Below are 19,302 nucleotides of genomic sequence, written 5' to 3'. Positions count from 1 at the left end.
GGTGGGCCAGGGCTGCGCAGGGCCGCGCTTTCGCGCGCGCCGAAGATCGCGCTTCGGCGTTGCCACAGCGGTCGACTCAGCGCGCACGCTTTTGCGCATCGCACCAATCGGCCGAAGTTGGAATATACGCCATGAAATTCACAATGACAAAATATTTTAATGGGGTCAGATACACATTAAAAACCACACTGAAACGATGCTTGATTTTATTAGGGTCAGATTAACGGCGCGCAACCGCATCCGGCCGGGAAAATTTTTAATTTCAGAGACTTAGAAGACCGACAGCAGGCCGGAGTCGGCCCGCTGTGTGAACACCTCAGAAGGCGTCGGACACCTGTTTGCGGGGACGTCCGCGGGTCAGCGGACTCACTCGCCGATTGGCAGCGAGCGACATGCGCGCTTGATAGTCCGGCCCGCCGAGTAGCCAGCCCTTCTGCGTTGCTGTACGCAGTGCGTCGACTTCGTGCGCCGGCAGCGGAATCGAGAACCCCTCCGCGTAGGCACGTTGCCTCTCGAAAGGCGTATTGCCGAGCGCCCAGTACAGCGCGTGGTCTGTCACCAGGCTGTCGACCGTGAGGCCGACGTGATGGTTGTAACTCGACCACACATAACGACCCGGCGCGTCCACCAGTCCCGCGCGCACCGGATTGAGCTCGACGTACCTGCTGGCGAGCAGCAGGTAGTGTTCGGCCTCGATCACGGTTGCGCGATATCGGCCCTCCCATAGGGTGCCGGTACGCTGGTGGCGCCGATTGAAATACAGCACGTAATAGCGACCCACCGCCTGCAACGTTGCAGGAAGGCTACGCTCGTCGGACGGTGTGGCGACCAGATGCAGGTGGTTCGGCATCATGCACCACGCGTGGATCGCCAGTCCGTTGGCGCGCGATGCCTCGCGCAGTCGGTCGTGAAATACGCGCCTGTCTTCGTCGTCCACGAAGATCGCCTGCCGGTTGTTGCCGCGCAGGATCACGTGCTGCGGTTGGCGCGGAATATAAAGTCGCGGTAATCGGGCCATGCGGATTCAAATGTAATTCTTTTAGAGCTCGATATCACGATCGGCGAGAGGGTTTCCCCATGGAAAATCTCTTTAAATACTGATATCTAGCCAAACCCCGTTGATTCGTACAAAAACTCTAGATCCGACGATTGCGTCGCGAAATCCCAAGCGCATAATGCATCGAAAAATAAATAAATAATCTTGGGAGGATAGACAAATGGCAACTCGGACCTATCGGTCCGCGGCGTGCTTGTGCGCGCTCGGACTCGGCATTTCCCTGGCGTCCACCAGCGCCAGCGCTCAACAAGCCGGCGACAACGTCGTCAACCTCGGTTGGTTTCACATCGCGCCGCAGGACTCCAGCAAGCCGATGACCACCAGCGTCACACAGGAGGGGCTGACCCCCGGCCTGGTGCCGTCGAACTTCACATCCCCCGGGAGCGGCGCGAAGGTCAGTAACGCCGACACGCTCGGCCTCGTTGTCACCCACTTCTTCACCGACAACATCGCCGTGCAGACGGTGGCAGGCGTTCCCGCCAAGTTCAAGCTTACCGGAGAGGGCGTCATCGCGCCGCCGGGTCTGGCCGGCGCGCTCACCAGCATCGACCTCGGCGCCTCGCAAAACAATCCGATCGTGCAAAGCGTCCGCCAATGGAGCCCGGCGCTCCTGCTGCAGTATTACTTCGGACACGCCAATTCCGCATGGCGCCCCTTTCTGGGGGTCGGCGTGAGCTATACGTTCTTCACGAACGTCAGTCTGAATCCGAATTTCGAAGCGGCCCTCAATCAGAATTTCGGCAGTGTGCTTGCCTTTACCTCCGGACATAACGGACCGACGACCGTTGAAGCAAAATCGTCGGCGTCGTGGCAACCGGTGTTCAATGCGGGCTTTTCTTATGCCTTCGACAAGCACTGGGTCGCAAGCGCCTCGGTCTCCTACCTGCCACTCAAGACCACGGCGAACATCAAGATCAAGGCGCAGGACGGAACCGTCCTCTCGTCGTCCGACGCCGAAATCAAGCTGAATCCGATTGTGACCTTCGTGTCGCTCGGCTACAAGTTCTAAACTCAACGTGCGGGACGCATAATACGTCCGGCATATCGGACTCCGCAGTGAATTCCTAAAAGCGCGCCTGATACATAAAGGTGCGCTTTTCTTTCGTCCAGCGCTTTCGTCTTAGGGCATTCCATGAACCGATGCATGGAAACAACACCTTTAGAGCGCGGCCTCCAGACTCTTGCTATCCGCCACTTTGCACCGTCGGCATAATGACCCTGAATTTCATTTACCGAAATTCTCGACAATAAAGAATCTTGAGCAGGAGACGAATCGATGAAGTTGAAGCATTTGACGATTGCTGCCGTGACCATGTTGACGGCATCGGGGGCCGCGTTTGCACAGCAAGCCGGCGATAACGTTGTCAATCTTGGCTGGTTCCACCTCTCGCCCCAGGTTTCGAGCGACCCGCTCCATGTCACCGGATCGAACGTTCCGGGCCTGCCTGCGCTGGTGAACAGCCGCCTTGGCAACACAGGCGCGCAAGTTGACGACGCCGACACGCTGGGCCTGACTTTCGCACACTTTTTCACTGACAACATCGCTGTCGAAGGCGTCTTCGGTATTCCGCCGAAATTCCGCCTCTACGGTCAGGGCAATCTCGCGCTGCCCGGTGGCGGCTCGCTGGCATCGGCCAAGCAGTGGAGCCCCGCACTGTTGCTGAAGTACTACTTCGGACAGGCCAACGATAAGTGGCGTCCGTTCGTGGGTATCGGTGCCAGCTATTTCTTCTACTCGAACATCGAGTTGACGCCCGGCTTCCAGTCGCTGGCCAGCAACGCGCTGACGGGTGGCCCGGGCGGCAACACGACGGCCAAGCTGACCAACTCGTGGGCGCCGGTGTTCAATGCCGGTATCAACTTCAACATGGACAAGCACTGGACGCTCGCGCTCTCCGTGTCGTATATCCCGGTCAGCACCACGGCCAAGCTGACGACGACCCGCGGCCCGATCACCACCACCAGCGAAGCCAAGGTCAAGCTGAACCCGGTGGTCACGTTCCTGTCGCTCGGTTACCGCTTCTAACCCGCCTCGGCGCGACGAAACGCGCACCACGCAATCCAGAAAACGCCGCCTCGTGCGGCGTTTTCGCGTTTCCCGCATCGAAGTCGGCGCATTCCTACCCGATCTTCCGCCAACACACCGCAACTTTCTTTCTTCTCCCAAGGTCTCTAAGTGTGTACGCACGCGAACGGTCGCGCCATAATGGCCGCTCGCCTCAGGGTTCCACCGGCGTCGGTCTCCCCCGGGTCCAACGGACGCCGCATTTCAATACCACCTTTTGGGAGTCTGAAAATGGGAATTACCTCGAAAGCGGAAACCGCACTCAACAGCGGCCTGGAAGACGCACGCTTCGCTGGCCGGCGTACGGCACGCGCCGCACGTCTGGCGGGTAGCGACGTCTCGTCGCGGGTCCATGATCTGCTCGACGATCTGGACCACGCGCTGTCCAACGCGAAGTCGGCTTCAGACGTTGAGGCCCTACGCGCCGAGATCGGCGACAAGCTGCGTCAGGCACGCAGCGAATTCGGCGATGCTCGGGCCAACCTGCGCCGCCGCGCCAACGAAGTCTGGGAAGAAGCCGACGGCTATGTTCACGAGCGCCCATGGCAAACCCTTGGCACCGTGGCAGCCGTTGCGCTGATGCTCGGCTTCATTGCGGGCCGCAGCTAAGTCCCCGCCGACGTGCCATTGGCACGTCCCGACCCGACCTTGCGTTTGGCAGACGACGGCATCTGCCCCTTGGTCGCCACGCTCGAAATGAAAGCAGCCGGCAAGTGCCGGCTGCTTCGTCCCAACCCCAACGGATGCCTCAGAGCGTCGGCTCGATGGTAAAGAGCCGGCGGTACTCCTTGATGGCATAGCGATCCGTCATCCCGGCGACGTAGTGCGCAATCCAACGCGGCTGATCTGCCGCGTTCTCGGTCCGATAGTTGGGTGGCAGCAGGCGCGGATCGGCGAGAAATACGTCGAACAGCTCCTGGACGATGCGTTGCGCTTTCGCCGCCATACGCATCACGAGATAGTGCCGGTACAGGTTATCGAACAGAAACCGCTTGAGCTGTCCCGCCTGCTCTCGCATCTCTGCGCTGAAGGCCACCAGCGGCCCTGCGCTGCGCACGTCGTCCATCGACGATGGCGAAGCGTCTGCCACACGTTGCCGAGTGGTCGAGATCAGGTCGACGATCAGCGCATTGATAATCCGCCGCGTTGTTTCGTGCACCAGACGCCGTCCGGAGATCTCCGGCCATGCGAGGCGAGCCTCTGCGCAATAGCGCTTCCAGAGCGGCACGTCCTCGAGCTGGTCGAGCGAGAGCAAGCCGGAACGCACACCATCGTCGATATCGTGATTGTTGTAGGCAATCTCGTCCGCAAGATTCGCAATCTGCGCTTCGATACCAGGCTGCCGCCCCTTGAGAAATCGCTCGCCAAGCTCTCCGAGTCCTCGCGCGTTCGCGCGAGAACAGTGCTTGAGAATGCCTTCGCGCGTCTCGAAGCAGAGGTTCAGTCCGTTGAAGCCCCCGTAATGCTCTTCAAGCTCGTCGACGACGATCAGGCTCTGCAGATTGTGCTCGAACCCGCCGTAGTCCCGCATGCAGGTGTTGAGTGCGTCCTGCCCGGCGTGGCCGAAAGGCGTGTGCCCCAGATCATGGGCCAATGCAATCGCCTCGACGAGGTCTTCACTGACGCGCAGATTTCTCGCGATCGACCGGCCGATCTGAGCCACTTCCAGACTGTGTGTCAGCCGCGTGCGGAACAGATCGCCTTCGTGATTGACGAAAACCTGCGTTTTGTATTCGAGCCGGCGAAACGCTGTCGAATGAATGATCCGGTCGCGGTCTCGCTGGAATTCAGAGCGCGTTGCGGGCGCGGGCTCTGCGAACCGCCGTCCGCGTGACGCGCTTGAGCGCGCCGCGTAGGGAGCAAGCGACGCTTCATAATCGATCATCGCCAGCCCTCCTTCCTCAGACGTTGGCGCGCAAAGTGGCGCGAAGCTCGGCGTCGGGAACGCTCGTCATGAACGCCTGCCCCAGCCGATTGAGCAGCACAAAGCGAATGTCCCCGCCTTCCGCCTTCTTGTCGACGCGCATCAGGTCGATATAGCGATCCTCGCCGAGATCCGGCCCTGTGACCGGCAGCTTGGCCGATGCGATCAGCGCCTTGATGCGATTCACGAACGCTTCATCGATGAAACCCAGCCGCGCGGACAGATCGGCCGCCATCACCATACCGCACCCCACGGCTTCGCCGTGCAGCCATTCGCCGTACCCAAGTCCCGCTTCGATGGCGTGGCCGAAGGTATGACCGAAGTTCAGCGTGGCGCGCACGCCTTGTTCGCGCTCGTCGCTGGCGACGACGGCCGCCTTGATTTCGCACGACCGTTGCACGGCGTACGAGAGTGCTGCCGTGTCACGGGCATTCAATGCCGACATATGTGCTTCGATCCAGTCGAAGTACTTCTCGTCGGCAATCGCGCCATGCTTGATCACTTCCGCCATCCCTGCCGCCAACTCGCGATCAGGCAACGTGGACAGTGTGCCAATGTCGGCGAGTACGGCACTCGGCTGCCAGAATGCGCCGATCATGTTTTTGCCAAGCGGATGGTTGATCCCGGTCTTGCCACCGACCGACGAATCCACCTGCGCGAGCAACGTCGTCGGCACTTGCACGAAGGGGACGCCGCGCATGTAGCAAGCGGCAGCGAACCCTGCCATGTCGCCGACGACGCCCCCGCCCAGCGCAATCAGCGTCGCCTTGCGATCAGCCTGTGCGCCGAGCAGTGCGTCGAAAATCAGATTGAGCGTTTGCCAGTTCTTGTGCGCCTCGCCATCGGGCAGCACGACAGTGACCACGCGCTTGCCGAGCCGCTCAAGCGTTGCCTTGACGCGCTCCGCGTAAAGCGGCGCGACGGTCGTATTCGTCACGATCACGGCGTGCGTGCCGCGCACGTGCGGCGCAAACAAGGCCTCCTGCGTGAGCAGATCGGTGCCAATGTGGATCGGATAGGCGCGCTCGCCCAGATCGAGTTTGAGGGTAATCATGCCGCTGGTTGTCATGTTCATCGATATCGGCTGATCTCAACCGATATCAGCGAGGAAAGGTATCACGTGCCGACAACACGCACGGGCGTTGTCTGCATGGCGTCATCGCGAACGGCTTGCGTCAGATCCTCGCCGCCACCGCTCGCCGGGTCTGCGGCTTCATTCGTGCCTTCGGGAGCACCGGCTGGCAAGTTCTCCGGCACGTCCGGCGCCTCGGGAGACGCCCCGGCGGCATTGGGAACGATACCCGCGACCTCCAGTTGCATCATCACCATATTGACGAGCGCGTTGACACTCGGGCGGCCAGTTTCAATGACAAAGGTGGCGCACTCGCGATAAAGCGCGTCGCGCTCCCGAAACAACTGCTCGAGACGCGCGCGCGGATCAGCGGTTTGCAGCAACGGGCGGTTCTTGTCACGACGCGTGCGCAGCCAAAGATCGTGCGGAGTGGCGCGCAAATAGACCACCGTGCCGCGAGCCTTGATGTGCTCGCGATTTTCCGCGCGCAGCACAGCCCCCCCGCCAGTGGCGAGTACGATTGCGCGGCGTTGGGTGAGTTCGTCGATGGTCTGGGCTTCGCGCTGACGAAAGCCGTCTTCGCCTTCGTGCTCGAAGATGATAGGGATGCGCACGCCCGTGCGGGCCTCGATTTCATGGTCGGAGTCATAGAACGGCCGTCCGAGACGTCGTGCCACTGCGCGTCCAACCGTGGTCTTGCCCGCCCCCATCAGTCCGACAAGTATTACGTTTTCCAGCATAAATCGCTGATATTTGGGTTCCAGCCCCTGATGATACCGGGATATGCGTCGGGCGTGCGGAACGCGTCAACTCAGGGAAGACCCCCGTGAGCCGGGGATGGCCTGACGGCCCATCGTTATTTGCAGGCACCGGAGACACTTCCGGCGACGTGCCGGGCACCTGCGGCGCGGCGCGAGGACGCACGATATTCGGGGCCAGCGCTTGCGTCGGCCCCGACACCCGGACCGGCTCGCGCGTCGGAGGCGCTTCGGCAGGCACCGCTTGCTCGCCGCCGTCAGACGATGGCGAGGCAGCCGTGTCAGCCGTGTCAGCCGTGTCAGCCGTGTCAGCCGTGTCAGCCGTGTCAGCCGTGTCAGCGGTGGTGGCGGTGGTGGCGGTGGTGGCGGTGGTGGCGGTGGTGGCGGTGGTGGCGGTGGCCTCAGTTGCACCCTCGGGCACCACGCTGGGTGTCAGAAACACCAGCAGCTCCGTGCGTCGGTCTTCGTTGGCGCGATTACGAAACAGCGCGCCCAGCAAAGGCAACTCACCCAGCCATAGCACGCCGGCACGGCTGTCACGTCGCTCTTCCTGGTAGATCCCGCCGATAGCGACCGTCCCGCCGTTCTCGACCTGCACCTGCGTTTTCACGTGCCGTGTGTCCACGGCAAATCCTTGCGTCACTGCCTGCCCGACACTGTCCTTGCGCACGTCGACGTCCAGAATCACCTGACCGTCTGGCGTGATCAGTGGCGTCACTTCGAGTCTCAAGGTGGCCTTGCGGAATTGGACGGACGTCCCGCTGCGGCGATCGTTTCGGGTCAGGTATGGCAACTCCGTGCCCTGCTCGATGAGCGCCTGAATCTTGTCCGCCGTGACCACACGAGGGCGCGACACGACACGCCCGCGCCCGCTGGTCTCCAGCGCCGAGAGTTCCAGTTGCAGAAAGCGCGTTGCCGAGCGACCGAAGAGCGTGATCGCCAGACTGGGCGGCACCACACCGGCCAGCGCCGCCGCAGGCAATCCGATGTCGAGCGTGCTGCCCGATGGCGCCTCAAGCCCTGACTTCGCGTCTGTGGGCCCGCGCGAATCCCCCACCGCAGACCGCTTGCCGTTTTGCTTCGCGCCTTCGCCGCGTCCATTGAATCCAGCAAGCCTCACCCCTAGCGATTCACTGAACCGATCGTCGACCTCGACGATGCGCGCTTCGATCAACACCTGTCGCACGGGTACGTCGATCCGCGCAATGAACGAGTCAAGCGCATCGAGCTTTTCCGGCAAGTCGGTCACGAACAACTGGTTCGTACGCGGATCGGCAATCAAACTGCCTCGTGAGGACAACAGTCGCTGTCCCCTGCTGTCCTTCTCGCCCATGATGATTTCCCGTAGCGCCAACGCACGCGGATAGTTCAGCACGAAGCGACGGCTAGCCAATGGGAGCAATGCCTCGCGCTTCGCGGCAGCCTCCAGTTGCGTCCGCTCGTCGGCCAACAGGTCGGCACGCGGCGCAATCCAGTCGATTCCGTTCATGGCGTGAACACCAAGACCCGCGCTCCGGATCATGACGTCGAACGCCGTAGCCGGCGACACGCCCTGGACGTCCATGTCGAGACGCCCGACAACGCGCTCGCCGATCACCACGCTGCGCCCTGTCAGGCGCGCGAACGCCCGCAACGCATCCGCTGCCTCGACGCTGTGAAGCGTTACGTCAACGTTCGCAGCGTCCAGACTTCCGGCGGTGCTTCCCCGTCGCGACGGCACGTCACTCCAAGTCGCCGCCAAGCCGGCAGACGGCGTCCGGCGAAAAACGACTTGCCTCGATCCCGCGCGCATCGATCCGACGGGCGCCCCATCGTCGACCGGCGCCTGCGCCCTGGACACGCCGATCGTCACGGCATCCTGGGCGGACCGACGCGTGAGCGGTGTACGAAATACATCGATCGTGTCCACGGGCATGTGCCAGCGCGGAGCCGACACGGGTAACGTGGGCAAGGGTTGCGCGGCTGGCGCACTGGGCAGGCTGGCGGGACGGCGCCAGAGGTAGGCCGCCACCGTGACGGTGAGTACAGCCTCGGCTTCGCCCGTCTCTACGGCACCCTGCGTCGCCATGCTCGGCCCCTGAAGCGACAGACGTTCGACTGCCAGATGTCGCGGCATTGCGTCAATCTCGGCGAGCCAGCCGAGTAGATCTGCAACGGTCCCTCTGACGCGCATTTCGGCACGCTCGACGTCGACATTCCCCCCAGATGCGGAAGGCCCCGGTCGAGCAGCCTCCAGCGTCAGGCCAGTGCGCGCCACGAGCCGTTCAAGATCCGCGCGCCACACCGCATGCACGTCGTCGGCAGAGTCGGACAGCGAAACCTCCCGGTGGTCCGGAAACAACGCGTCGCGTCCCTCAGCGTCCTTGCCTATGTCACCTCTCTCACCTCTCTCACCTCTCTCACCTCTCTCACCTCTCTCACCTTTCTCACCTTTCTCTGCCGCCTCAACCTTATCGCCGTCCGCGCCGCCCTCGCTTCCTTCTCGTCCTTCGCCCGTGTCGGCGAGCGGCAATAAGCGATGCCACGCCGTCGTCTCGGCCTCTGCGTCACGAAGTGCGGTCATCAAGGCAGGCAAACGACGCGACGCGTCCTGGGCCCGAACCAATGTTTGCTGCTCGACGCCGAGGTCCTTCCGCAACGTCGCCCGCGCGGGCAAGTCCACCAGCCACCAGATCGACCACGCCGTCACGAGACCGATCAGCGCGGCCAGCGTTGCCAGCCCCCAACGCACCGACGGTGTCCATTCGATCGGCGAAACCGATGTCCATGCCGCCCACCGCGCGCGCCAGCGGTCTGTCACATCGCGGAAAATGTCCCGGACGTCGTCAGGCGCAGAGCGTTCAACGTACATCCGGCACCTCTTCGATCGACAGCACCTCGTTGGCCACATCGACCATCCGTGCGACAGGCTTCGGTACCGGCTTCAGTTCGATACGCAAGGTGAAACGGCGAACGTTCGGCACGGAGGCCTGCATCGCGCCGTCCACCCACTGCCGCCTGACGCTCTCCGGAACCACGCTCGATTCGACTTCCGCGACTTTGCGCACCCACGGCAGCGCCCTGATTCGCTTCTGCGTTTCTCGCACGCGCGATTGGGTCGTTGCGTAGCCCTCGATACGCAGTTGATCCTCGCCAGCCTTCACGGACGTCAATCGCACGCCGTCGGCACAGGCGCGCATGATGTCCAGCAATCGATTCGCCACGGGTTGCCGACGCTCGATCAATGCGGTTGCCGCCCGGCGATGTGCGTCCATGATGGCGAGTTTGCGCGCGGTCATGTCGAACGCTGCCACCTCGCCGCTCAGCCGCTCGCTCGCCGCGTGTAACGCCGCCACGTGCGCCTTCGCTTCCTGGCGCTGGTAGACGTCATATGCGATTGGCGCCAGCGCCGCCAGTGCGCCGCACGCAGCCACGCATGCCCATATGCGCCATTGCCGCCGGAACTCGCGCCGCCGACGCTGGGCCAGCGTGGGAAGGAAGTCGAGTGGCGCAAATTCCACGCTCATTCGCATGTCACCCCCTGCATTGCCATTGCGCGCAGCGCGAGCCCGCATGGCACCGCAAGCGCCGAGCGCTGCGCAAAAGTGTGACGTTGTGGCCCAACCTGACTCGATGTTTCGAATCGCCGCAAGGGATCGAATGGCCGTACAGGAATACCGCACGCCGCACCGAGAGCGTCGCAGATCGCCACGAGTCCGCCGGGGCTTGCCCCTTGGGCAGCGACGTACAGGACGCCTGGGGCGGTTGGCACCTTGGCGGCCCATTCACGCACTACGCTTGCCAACGCGTCTGGATGGCCGCCAACACCGTCGAAACGCTCTCGCACATCGGCCACACAGGTGTTTGCGTCGAACACCGCCAGATCGAGATCCTGGGCGTCGACCTGCAACAGCGCGGTGGGCAGATCAGTGCGCTTCGGCGTGCAGGTGTCACCGTCGGCCGGCCATGCCCACCGGAACGCTCGTCGGCCGGCCTCGTGCGCCGCATCGATCGCATGCGCCCGAAGCCCCAACATCTCGAGCACGCCGACACGGCCATCGACCAATTCGGCCTCACAGGCGTACAAACGCAGACGATGATTGCCTCGGTCGGCCCAAGCCACTCCCACACGATTTCGCTGGGCCGGATCGCCGTCGCCGGGCAATAGCAGGGCGGCGCGCCGCTCGCACCACGCACGCGGGGCGCGTGGTGGCAGGTCCTCCGGACAATCGACGACTTGTGTTTTGAGGCCATGGGCGGGGAGTGCAAGCACAATCGTGTCGCCCTGCAATTCCTGTGCATTGATGCCGATCCGCTCGAGCAACTCTCCCAAACGTCGCGCCGCAGCCTCCGGCTTGACGATCAGCGCCCCGCGCAAGATGTCGTCGTCGAGCACAACGCTCCCATAGGCGTCCAGGCGCAACCGCGCAAGGCCGGCCACGCGCCGCAGGCGAACGAAATGCACGCCGCCAGCGTCGAAATGAATACCGCAACCGCCACCCCCGGTACGCGGCAGCACCGCCGCCAGTTGATTTCCCATGTGGCGTACGCCGCGCAGGACTGCTTCGATCATGACGTCCTCCCGTCTCTCAACTTGTCGATGTCATGGATGCTATCCAGCACGGCGTGCGCGCCCAATCGGACCAGTCCGAATCAGGGCGACGGCGGGGCCAACGAGATGCGGTTTAGGAATCGGTGCCGTTTTTTTCTCGTCCTACGCCTATAGCCCTTAGGCGAGAACTCCGATTTCGGGGAGCCTCGGCGGGAGGGTTCGGGTCGTTCGTTATAATTGGCCCATCGATTTCTCCGGTTCCCCCATGGCAAGCACACCCCAAACCGAGACACCCCGCGACAAGCGACGACCCAAACCGCGCCGCGCTCTCTGGCTGCGCATCGCGCTGTGGTTCGTTGGCCTGGTCGCGGCGATGGGCGTATGCGGCGCGTTGCTCGCGGGGTACGTCCTGGTGGTGATGACACCTCAGTTGCCCTCGCTCGACACGATCGTCGACTACCGGCCGAAGATTCCGCTGCGCATCTACACCGCCGACGAAATCCAGATTGGCGAATTCGGTGAGGAGCGTCGCAATCTGGTGCGCTTCGCCGATATCCCCGACGTGATGAAGAAAGCCGTGCTCGCGATCGAGGACGACCGCTTCTATCAGCACGGCGGGGTCGACTTCATTGGCATCTTCCGAGCCGGCATCGCCAACGTCGCGCGCGGCGGTTCGTCGCAGGGCGCCAGTACCATCACGATGCAGGTCGCGCGCAACTTCTTCCTGTCCAGCGAGAAGACTTACACGCGCAAGATTTACGAAGCCCTGCTCGCCTACAAGATCGAATCGCGACTCACGAAGGATCAGATTCTCGAGCTGTACATGAATCAGATCTATCTCGGAGAACGCGCCTACGGCTTCGCGAGCGCCGCACGCGTCTATTTCGGCAAGGACCTGAAGGACATCACGCTCGCTGAAGCCGCCATGCTCGCCGGTCTGCCGAAGGCGCCGTCAGCGTATAACCCGATCGTCAATTACAAGCGCGCCCGCGTGCGTCAGGAGTACATTCTCAAACGAATGTACGACCTCGGGTATATCTCGAAAAGCGAGTACGACCAGGCGATGGCACAGGAACTGGTGGTTCGCGGACTGGGCAGCGAGTTCAGCGTGCATGCCGGGTACGTGGCCGAGATGGTTCGCCAGTTGCTCTACGCCCAGTTCAAGGACGAGATCTATACACGCGGTTTCAACGTCTACACGACCATCAATTCGGCCGATCAGGAAGCCGCCTACGAGGCGCTGCGCGCGGGCGTCATGTCCTACGAATTGCGTCACGGCTATCGCGGGCCAGAAGCCAATATCGACCTGCCGAACGACCAGGACGAGCGTGAGCAGTTGATCGACGAAACGCTGGTCGAGCATCCGGACAGCGGCGATTTGGTGGCCGCCGTGGTGCTTTCCGCTTCGCCGCAGCAGGTCAAAGCGGTGCTCCTGAACGGCGACGACGTCACCGTGACCGGTGAAGGCCTGCGCTTTGCCGCCGCCGGGTTGAGCGCAAAAGCCCAGCCGAAGCAGAAGATTCGCCAGGGCTCCGTGATTCGGGTGACCAAGGACGCAAAGGATAACTGGCGGATCGTGCAGATGCCCGATATCGAAGCGGCGTTCGTCTCGCTCGATCCGCAGAACGGCGCCATTCGTTCGCTCGTCGGCGGCTTCGACTTCAATCGGAACAAGTTCAACCACGTCACACAGGCGTGGCGCCAGCCGGGCTCGAGCTTCAAGCCATTCATCTATTCGGCCGCGCTCGAGAAGGGCTTCGCGCCGGCGACGATCATCAATGACGCACCGCTTTACTTTACGGCGGCGCAGACGGGCGGTCAGCCGTGGGAGCCGAAGAATTACGGTGGCGGCTTCGAAGGGCCGATGCCAATGCGCGTGGCCCTGATGCGCTCGCGAAATCTTGTGTCGATCCGTATTCTGCAGAGCATCACACCCGGCTACGCCCAGAAGTTCATCGGACGCTTCGGCTTCGAAGCAGACAAACATCCGGCTTATCTCCCCATGGCGTTAGGGGCCGGCATGGTCACGCCACTGCAGATGGCCGGCGCCTACGCCGTGTTTGCCAACGGTGGCTTCCGCGTGAATCCGTTCATCGTGGCACGCATCACCGACTCGAAGGGCAACGTCCTCATGGAGGAGAAACCGTCCACGGCGGGCGACGAGTCGATCCGAGCCATTTCGGCGCGCAACGCGTTCATTATGAATTCGATGCTGCACGACGTCGCAACGCGCGGCACTGCGGCCAAGACGAACGTGCTCAAGCGGACCGATCTGGCAGGCAAAACGGGAACGACGAACGACTCGCACGACGCCTGGTTCGCCGGGTATCAGTCGCAGCTGGTCGGTGTGGCATGGATCGGCTTCGATCAGCCGCGCAATCTGGGCGATCGCGAAACCGGGGGCGGTCTGGCGCTGCCCATCTGGATCGACTACATGTCGAAAGCCTTGCGCGGCGTGCCGGAATCGCCCCGTGCGATGCCGCCGGGGGTCATTCAGGCCAACGGCGATTACTTTTACGATGACTATCCGCCGGGACGCGCGGTGAGTACCGTCGGACTGAGTGCCGATACCGCCCCGGAGGGCTCTGCTGCCCTTGGTCCGTCGGCAGGAGGACTTCCCGGCCAGATGCCCGCCCAGTCGAATCCGATGCCGGCACCGGTGGACCGTCAGGAGCGCCAGCGCATCCTGGACATGTTCAACAACAAGCCCTGACGGGCCAGCGTGAGCCGTCGCTCCACGAAGGTGCACGATCGCGCGGCTGCGCAGCGCCCTCACTGATGTCGAGGGCCCTGCGCTGGGGCTTTCCTATCCGTTGGGCTGCAGCGTCACCGTTTCGCCCGCCTGCTGCGACGCGAAGCGCGACAGGGCGCCGAACAGTTCGGCGTCGTCGCGCGTGTCGCGCCACTCGTCGCCCTTGAGGCGGAAATGGTAGCCACCTGAGCGGGCGGCCACCCAGATTTCGCTCATCGGCGTCTGCAGATTGACGATAATCTTGCTGCCGTCGTCGAATTCAAGCGTCAGAACATTGCCCGTCCGCTCGCAATCGATGTCCACTTCGCTCTCTTCGACAGCTGCCTCCACGCGCGCCAGCACCGCTTCGGCGAGCGCCAGGAATTCACTTTCGGTCATGCTAAACTCCATCGTTTGCGTCATCGTTTGCATGCCGCACCACGCGGCGATATCCCCATGACTGCCCCTATTCGAACCTGCGCGATTGTAGCGTCGATTGCCCTTTTGAGCGTATTGGCCGGCTGCGGCCAGGCCGGGCCGCTTTACATTCCAGCGCGTCCGATAAAGCCGACGCCGCCTCCGGGCGCACCGCTGCCTGCGCCGCCGCTCGTGCCCGAGCCACAACGCGGACCGTCGGTCGACGTGCCGCCAGCCGCTTCCTTGCCCGCCGCAAAGCCGGAATAGGTCGGAATAGGTCAGCACATGCCGGAACAGGCCTGAATGGGCCGGCGCAGATCGGCCGCATCGGCCTACCCTAATTGATTACCGAGTTTCTGCAATGTCCGACGCCACCTTCACTTACCGCGACGACGTACTCCACGCAGAGGGCGTTGCTATGCCCACCCTCGCCGAGCGTTTCGGCACGCCGTTGTATGTCTATTCGAAAGCGGCGCTCACCAGCGCTTATCTCGCCTACGCCAAGGCCTGTGAGGGCCGTAATGCTGCCGTGCACTACGCTGCCAAGGCCAACTCGAATCTCGCCGTGCTCGGCGTATTCGCCAAGCTTGGCGCGGGCTTCGACATTGTGTCGGCCGGTGAGCTGGCCCGCGTGATCGCCGCAGGTGGCGATCCGAAGCGCGCCGTGTTCTCAGGTGTCGGCAAGCACGCTGACGAAATGCGCTATGCGCTGGAAAAGGATGTTTTCTGCTTCAACGTGGAATCGCGTCCGGAACTCGACCGCCTCAATGAAGTCGCCGGGCTGGCGGGCAAACGCGCTCGCGTATCGCTTCGCGTGAATCCCAACGTCGACGCCATGACCCACCCCTATATTTCCACGGGTCTGCGCGGCAACAAGTTCGGCGTGGCCTACGAAGAAGCCTTCGACGCCTATCTCGCCGCCGCCGCCATGCCGAACCTCGAAGTCGTCGGCATCGACTGCCATATCGGCTCGCAAATCACGGAAATTTCGCCCTATCTCGACGCCACCGACAAGGTTCTCGATCTCGTCGAAAAGCTCGATGCCGCAGGTATCTCGCTTCATCACATCGATGTCGGCGGCGGCCTGGGCATTACCTACACGAACGAGACCCCGCCCGACATCACGGGGTTCGCCACCACATTGCTCGATCGCATTGCCGAGCGCGGCCATGGTCATCGTCAAGTGTTGTTCGAGCCGGGCCGCTCGCTCGTCGGAAATGCCGGCGTGCTGCTCACCCGCGTGGAATTTCTCAAGCACGGTGAAACGAAGAACTTCGCCATCGTCGATGCGGCGATGAACGATCTGGCGCGTCCGGCGATGTACGAGGCCTTTCACGCCATCGATCCGGTCGAGCGTCGTGCCACCAATGCAACGACCTACGACATCGTGGGCCCTGTGTGTGAAAGCGGGGACTGGCTCGGCCGTGAGCGCACGTTGGCCATCGCCCCTGGCGATCTGCTCGCGATTCGCTCGGCGGGTGCCTACGGTTTCACGATGAGTTCCAACTACAACACCCGTCCGCGCGCCGCCGAAGTCATGGTCGACGGCAATGACGCCTACCTCGTTCGCGAACGTGAAACGGTCGAGTCGCTGTTCGCTGGCGAACGGCTGCTGCCCGAGAGCGCCTGAGTCCGCAGCCGGCGAAGCGCCCATTGAACACGGGCGCCGAGCAGGCCTGCCATCACGATCGCATAGATCGCCGGCTGGGCAAGATCGTTCTTGCCCGCCTTCATCCACCAATAGTGCAGGATCGCCAGCACTGCCGTCGCATAGATCAGGCGATGCAGCCGCTGCCAGCGCCGCCCGCCCATGCGTCGTGCCACGACGTGCGGCGAAGTGAGCGCCAGCGGGATCATCATCACAAACGCTGCAAACCCCACGGTAATGAACGGCCGCTTGCCCGACACGTCGTGCAGCATGCTCATCCAGTCGAACCACTGGTCGAGCCAGACATACGTCGCGAAATGCAACGCGCCATAAAAGAACGCGAAGAGGCCAAGCATGCGGCGAAACCGCAGCAGCCATGACTGCCCGAACCACCGGCGCACCGGCGTGATCGCGAGCACGACACAGAGCATGACCAGCGTCCAGGTGCCCGTCGAACGGGTGATGAATTCGACCGGATTCGCACCCAACCGGTCCGTCAGCCCATACACGACAAGCCGCAACAATGGCGCGAGCGCCAGCAGAAAAACAGCGATTTTCGCCCAGGGCAGCCAGCGTTGCCGACGCTCCATTGGACGACGGGCATGTCGCACGACGGTATCGGGTGCGAGCCCCGACGCCCCGGCCCCCCCAGCGGGCGCGTTGTGTGGATCGGGTGGCATCATCGGCATCGGCGCGACGCGTCAGCTCAGAAGAACTTGCGCAGATCCATGCCCTGATACAACCGGGCAACCTGATCTCCGTAGCCGTTGAACATCAGCGTCTTGCGCTTGGGCGTAAAAATGCCGCCGTCGCCGATGCGACGCTCGGTCGCCTGACTCCAGCGAGGATGATCGACATCGGGATTCACATTCGAATAGAAACCGTACTCGTCGGGCGCCGCACGATTCCAGCTCGTGAGCGGCATTTTCTCGACGAAGCGAATCTTGACGATGGATTTGGCGCTCTTGAACCCATACTTCCACGGCACGACCATGCGCACCGGCGCGCCGTTCTGGTTCGGCAGCACCTCGCCGTACAAACCAAATGTCAGCAGGGCAAGCGGATGCATCGCCTCGTCCATGCGCAGCCCCTCCACATACGGCCAACTCAGCACCGGATACGACAGCCCCGGCATCTGCTTCGGGTCGGCCAGCGTGACGAATTCCACATACCTGGCGTTGCCCGTCGGCTGCACCTGTCGGATGAGTTCGGAGAGCGAGTAGCCGACCCAAGGGATCACCATCGACCAGCCCTCCACGCATCGGTGGCGATACACGCGCTCCTCGAGCGGCGCAAGCTTGAGCAGCGCATCGATGTCGTAGACCTTCGGTTGCTTGACTTCGCCCTCGATGGCGACCTGCCACGGGCGCGGCTTGAGCGTGCTTGCCCTGCGCGACGGATCGGACTTGTCAGTGCCGAATTCGTAGAAGTTGTTGTACGTGGTGACATCCTTGACGGGGGTCGGCTTGTCCGGAACGACGTAACGGGTGTTGGGCACAGCCGTCAGCTTCGCCAGACCGGTGCCGGGACTGTCCGCCGCGAAGGCAGCCGTTTGCGGCAGCACACCGAGCGCAGCGCCGCCCAGCCCCGTCAATCCAACGCCGGACGCGCGCAGGAAGCGCCGCCGCGCGGTCACGATCTCACGCGGCGTAATGTCGCTCGACGGAATGTCCGCCCCACGCAAGTTCGACTTGCTCGTGCTCATGATGCGTCCCTCCTAACCTGCCCGTTCTGTCACTGTTGACGAGTCCGCAGCGTTGCAGATGCTGTTGTCGATTGAGACTGGCGCCGGCACGGCGTCGTTCCCACCGTGCCGGTGCGAGAAATCATACGGCACGATGAAAAAAGCCGCCGGCACCGGAGTGCGGCGGCTTTCCGAGCCGACCCGGCGCGGCCATCCGTCTCAAAGCTGACCGTAGCTGTGCAAACCCGAGAGGAACATATTGACGCCGAGGAATGCGAACGTCGTGATCAACAAGCCGGTCAGCGACCACCACGCCGCCACCGCGCCACGCAAGCCTTTCATCAGACGCATGTGCAACCACGCCGCATAGTTCAGCCAGACGATCAGCGCCCACGTCTCCTTCGGGTCCCAGCTCCAGTAACCGCCCCACGCATCGGCCGCCCACAGCGCGCCAAGAATCGTGGCGATCGTGAAGAACGCGAATCCGACGGCAATCGCCTTGTACATCACGTCGTCGAGCAATTCGAGCGACGGCAGGCGTGAAGAGAAGAATCCGGTGTCGAGCGGCCGGCCGGCCGCCGCCAGGCGCTTGTTCTCGCCCGACTTGAGCAGATATGCCACCGCAACCATCGCGGCAAGCGCGAACGTGCCGTAACCGATGAAGTTCGCGGGCACGTGGATCTTCATCCACCAGCTTTGCAACGCCGGCACCAGCGGCTGGATCTCATAAGCACTGCGCGCCACGCTGTACCAAAGATTGAAGCCCACGGCCGCACTGATCACGAGCAGCACGAACGGCCCAAGCGAGCGCGTTTCGTAATGATGCTGGTAATACAGGTAGAACAGGGCCGTGATCATGCAAAAGAGCACGAAGACTTCGTACAGATTCGAAATCGGGATATGGCCGACGTCAGCGCCCACCAGATACGACTCGTACCAACGCACCATCATGCCGGTGAACCCGAGCAACACCGCCGCCCAGCACAACGTCGAGCCGACGCTCGCGCCGAAGGGCGAGCGCGCGACCAAACCGCCCCAGTAGAAGATCGTCGACAGGAAGAACAACGCGCTCATCCAAAGGATGGCCGACTGACTCGACAGGAAGTACTTAAGGAGAAACACCTGATCGGCGCGCGCCAGATCGTGGTGATATAGCCCGATGCCCGAGAGTGCGAGGATTGCGATCCCGGCCATCAGCCACCGCACGGCACGCCAGTGCCAGCCAAGCAGTGCAAAGGCCGGGACGCAGAGCACGAGAATCGTGTGCTCGTAGTAATCCATGTAGTGGCCATAGCGATTGAGGGCAAGGCCCGCACCGATCGCCAGCGCCAGCGCGAACAGCCAGTCGCCGACACTGCGGCGGCGCAGCCACGAGACTTCCGAATAGCTTTGCGATAACTCCATCTGTCTCACCC

Annotated in this window: 16 protein-coding genes and 1 pseudogene; 6 read left to right on the top strand and 11 right to left on the bottom strand. The window is 62.7% G+C overall.

Annotated elements, in window-relative coordinates:
- Positions 1 to 316 precede the first annotated feature (316 nt).
- On the bottom strand, positions 317 to 1,018 hold the full coding sequence (locus ACE3UG_RS17760) for a transposase (protein ID WP_374626287.1): 702 nt from the start codon (positions 1,016 to 1,018) through the stop codon (positions 317 to 319).
- A gap of 199 nt (positions 1,019 to 1,217) precedes the next feature.
- Here ACE3UG_RS17760 and ACE3UG_RS17755 point away from each other — a divergent pair, with 199 nt between their 5' ends.
- From ACE3UG_RS17755 to ACE3UG_RS17745, 3 genes are all read left to right on the top strand, one after another.
- Positions 1,218 to 2,066: an OmpW family protein gene (locus ACE3UG_RS17755; protein ID WP_374626285.1), complete on the top strand. Its 849-nt coding sequence runs from the start codon at positions 1,218 to 1,220 to the stop codon at positions 2,064 to 2,066.
- A gap of 267 nt (positions 2,067 to 2,333) precedes the next feature.
- The gene (locus ACE3UG_RS17750; RefSeq protein WP_374626283.1) at positions 2,334 to 3,083 is read left to right on the top strand and encodes an OmpW family protein; all 750 of its coding nucleotides are present in this window, start codon (positions 2,334 to 2,336) and stop codon (positions 3,081 to 3,083) included.
- A 270-nt stretch (positions 3,084 to 3,353) separates the two neighbouring features.
- Complete coding sequence (locus ACE3UG_RS17745) at positions 3,354 to 3,731, top strand: YqjD family protein (protein ID WP_374626281.1); 378 nt, start codon at positions 3,354 to 3,356, stop codon at positions 3,729 to 3,731.
- A gap of 139 nt (positions 3,732 to 3,870) precedes the next feature.
- Here the strand turns inward: ACE3UG_RS17745 and ACE3UG_RS17740 are convergent, their stop codons facing one another.
- From ACE3UG_RS17740 to ACE3UG_RS17715, 6 genes and pseudogenes are all read right to left on the bottom strand, one after another.
- Positions 3,871 to 5,007, bottom strand: a complete 1,137-nt coding sequence (locus ACE3UG_RS17740) for a deoxyguanosinetriphosphate triphosphohydrolase (protein ID WP_374626279.1) — start codon at positions 5,005 to 5,007, stop codon at positions 3,871 to 3,873.
- Between the two features lie 16 nt (positions 5,008 to 5,023).
- Entirely contained in the window at positions 5,024 to 6,100 is a 1,077-nt protein-coding gene (gene aroB, locus ACE3UG_RS17735; protein WP_374626389.1) for a 3-dehydroquinate synthase, read from the bottom strand.
- Positions 6,101 to 6,339: 239 nt separating this feature from the next.
- Positions 6,340 to 6,858, bottom strand: a pseudogene (locus ACE3UG_RS17730) (shikimate kinase); the annotation flags it as partial.
- Complete coding sequence (gene pilQ, locus ACE3UG_RS17725) at positions 6,764 to 9,676, bottom strand: type IV pilus secretin PilQ (RefSeq protein ID WP_374626277.1); 2,913 nt, start codon at positions 9,674 to 9,676, stop codon at positions 6,764 to 6,766. The gene pilQ and the pseudogene ACE3UG_RS17730, both read right to left, overlap by 95 nt.
- Positions 9,677 to 9,716: 40 nt before the next feature.
- Positions 9,717 to 10,382, bottom strand: coding sequence for a PilN domain-containing protein (locus ACE3UG_RS17720; protein ID WP_374626275.1), 666 nt, complete (start codon positions 10,380 to 10,382; stop codon positions 9,717 to 9,719).
- Entirely contained in the window at positions 10,379 to 11,428 is a 1,050-nt protein-coding gene (locus ACE3UG_RS17715) for a hypothetical protein (protein ID WP_374626273.1), read from the bottom strand. Before ACE3UG_RS17715 ends, ACE3UG_RS17720 begins: the two co-directional genes overlap by 4 nt.
- Positions 11,429 to 11,672: 244 nt before the next feature.
- Between ACE3UG_RS17715 and ACE3UG_RS17710 the strand changes: the two genes are divergently transcribed.
- Positions 11,673 to 14,120 carry a penicillin-binding protein 1A gene (locus tag ACE3UG_RS17710; protein ID WP_374626271.1) on the top strand — a complete coding sequence of 816 codons (2,448 nt, stop codon included), beginning with the start codon at positions 11,673 to 11,675 and terminating at the stop codon, positions 14,118 to 14,120.
- Between the two features lie 93 nt (positions 14,121 to 14,213).
- Here ACE3UG_RS17710 and cyaY read toward each other — a convergent pair whose 3' ends face one another.
- Entirely contained in the window at positions 14,214 to 14,537 is a 324-nt protein-coding gene (gene cyaY / locus ACE3UG_RS17705; RefSeq protein WP_374626387.1) for an iron donor protein CyaY, read from the bottom strand.
- 57 nt (positions 14,538 to 14,594) lie between these two features.
- Between cyaY and ACE3UG_RS17700 the strand changes: the two genes are divergently transcribed.
- The gene (locus ACE3UG_RS17700) at positions 14,595 to 14,822 is read left to right on the top strand and encodes a lipoprotein (protein ID WP_374626269.1); all 228 of its coding nucleotides are present in this window, start codon (positions 14,595 to 14,597) and stop codon (positions 14,820 to 14,822) included.
- 94 nt (positions 14,823 to 14,916) lie between these two features.
- A complete protein-coding gene (lysA, locus tag ACE3UG_RS17695; RefSeq protein ID WP_374626267.1) occupies positions 14,917 to 16,185 on the top strand; it encodes a diaminopimelate decarboxylase in 1,269 nt (422 codons plus the stop codon).
- Here lysA and msrQ read toward each other — a convergent pair.
- The 3 genes from msrQ to ccsB all read right to left on the bottom strand — a co-directional run bounded on the left by msrQ (position 16,113) and on the right by ccsB (position 19,291).
- Entirely contained in the window at positions 16,113 to 16,883 is a 771-nt protein-coding gene (gene msrQ, locus ACE3UG_RS17690; RefSeq protein ID WP_374626385.1) for a protein-methionine-sulfoxide reductase heme-binding subunit MsrQ, read from the bottom strand. The two genes, lysA and msrQ, sit on opposite strands and share 73 nt — an antisense overlap.
- 26 nt (positions 16,884 to 16,909) lie before the next feature.
- Positions 16,910 to 17,908 carry a protein-methionine-sulfoxide reductase catalytic subunit MsrP gene (gene msrP, locus ACE3UG_RS17685; protein ID WP_374626265.1) on the bottom strand — a complete coding sequence of 333 codons (999 nt, stop codon included), beginning with the start codon at positions 17,906 to 17,908 and terminating at the stop codon, positions 16,910 to 16,912.
- Positions 17,909 to 18,106: 198 nt separating this feature from the next.
- Entirely contained in the window at positions 18,107 to 19,291 is a 1,185-nt protein-coding gene (gene ccsB, locus ACE3UG_RS17680; protein WP_374626263.1) for a c-type cytochrome biogenesis protein CcsB, read from the bottom strand.
- Between the last annotated feature and the right edge of the window lie 11 nt (positions 19,292 to 19,302).

It is taken from the genome of Pandoraea sp. (assembly GCF_041919235.1).
In the GTDB taxonomy this organism is placed as follows: domain Bacteria; phylum Pseudomonadota; class Gammaproteobacteria; order Burkholderiales; family Burkholderiaceae; genus Pandoraea.
Note: the sequence above shows the minus strand (reverse complement) of the source record. Positions and strands in the feature narration are given on the sequence as shown.

What these genes read in the sequence shown, in the direction of transcription:
- msrP (WP_374626265.1), bottom strand. Translation starts at nt 17,908, where the DNA reads ATGAGCACGAGCAAGTCGAACTTGCGTGGGGCGGACATTCCGTCGAGC.
- cyaY (WP_374626387.1), bottom strand. Translation starts at nt 14,537, where the DNA reads ATGACCGAAAGTGAATTCCTGGCGCTCGCCGAAGCGGTGCTGGCGCGC.
- ACE3UG_RS17755 (WP_374626285.1), top strand. Translation starts at nt 1,218, where the DNA reads ATGGCAACTCGGACCTATCGGTCCGCGGCGTGCTTGTGCGCGCTCGGA.
- lysA (WP_374626267.1), top strand. Translation starts at nt 14,917, where the DNA reads ATGTCCGACGCCACCTTCACTTACCGCGACGACGTACTCCACGCAGAG.
- ACE3UG_RS17750 (WP_374626283.1), top strand. Translation starts at nt 2,334, where the DNA reads ATGAAGTTGAAGCATTTGACGATTGCTGCCGTGACCATGTTGACGGCA.
- ACE3UG_RS17715 (WP_374626273.1), bottom strand. Translation starts at nt 11,428, where the DNA reads ATGATCGAAGCAGTCCTGCGCGGCGTACGCCACATGGGAAATCAACTG.
- ACE3UG_RS17740 (WP_374626279.1), bottom strand. Translation starts at nt 5,007, where the DNA reads ATGATCGATTATGAAGCGTCGCTTGCTCCCTACGCGGCGCGCTCAAGC.
- ACE3UG_RS17700 (WP_374626269.1), top strand. Translation starts at nt 14,595, where the DNA reads ATGACTGCCCCTATTCGAACCTGCGCGATTGTAGCGTCGATTGCCCTT.
- msrQ (WP_374626385.1), bottom strand. Translation starts at nt 16,883, where the DNA reads ATGCCACCCGATCCACACAACGCGCCCGCTGGGGGGGCCGGGGCGTCG.
- ACE3UG_RS17760 (WP_374626287.1), bottom strand. Translation starts at nt 1,018, where the DNA reads ATGGCCCGATTACCGCGACTTTATATTCCGCGCCAACCGCAGCACGTG.
- ACE3UG_RS17745 (WP_374626281.1), top strand. Translation starts at nt 3,354, where the DNA reads ATGGGAATTACCTCGAAAGCGGAAACCGCACTCAACAGCGGCCTGGAA.
- ACE3UG_RS17720 (WP_374626275.1), bottom strand. Translation starts at nt 10,382, where the DNA reads ATGAGCGTGGAATTTGCGCCACTCGACTTCCTTCCCACGCTGGCCCAG.
- aroB (WP_374626389.1), bottom strand. Translation starts at nt 6,100, where the DNA reads ATGATTACCCTCAAACTCGATCTGGGCGAGCGCGCCTATCCGATCCAC.
- ccsB (WP_374626263.1), bottom strand. Translation starts at nt 19,291, where the DNA reads ATGGAGTTATCGCAAAGCTATTCGGAAGTCTCGTGGCTGCGCCGCCGC.
- ACE3UG_RS17710 (WP_374626271.1), top strand. Translation starts at nt 11,673, where the DNA reads ATGGCAAGCACACCCCAAACCGAGACACCCCGCGACAAGCGACGACCC.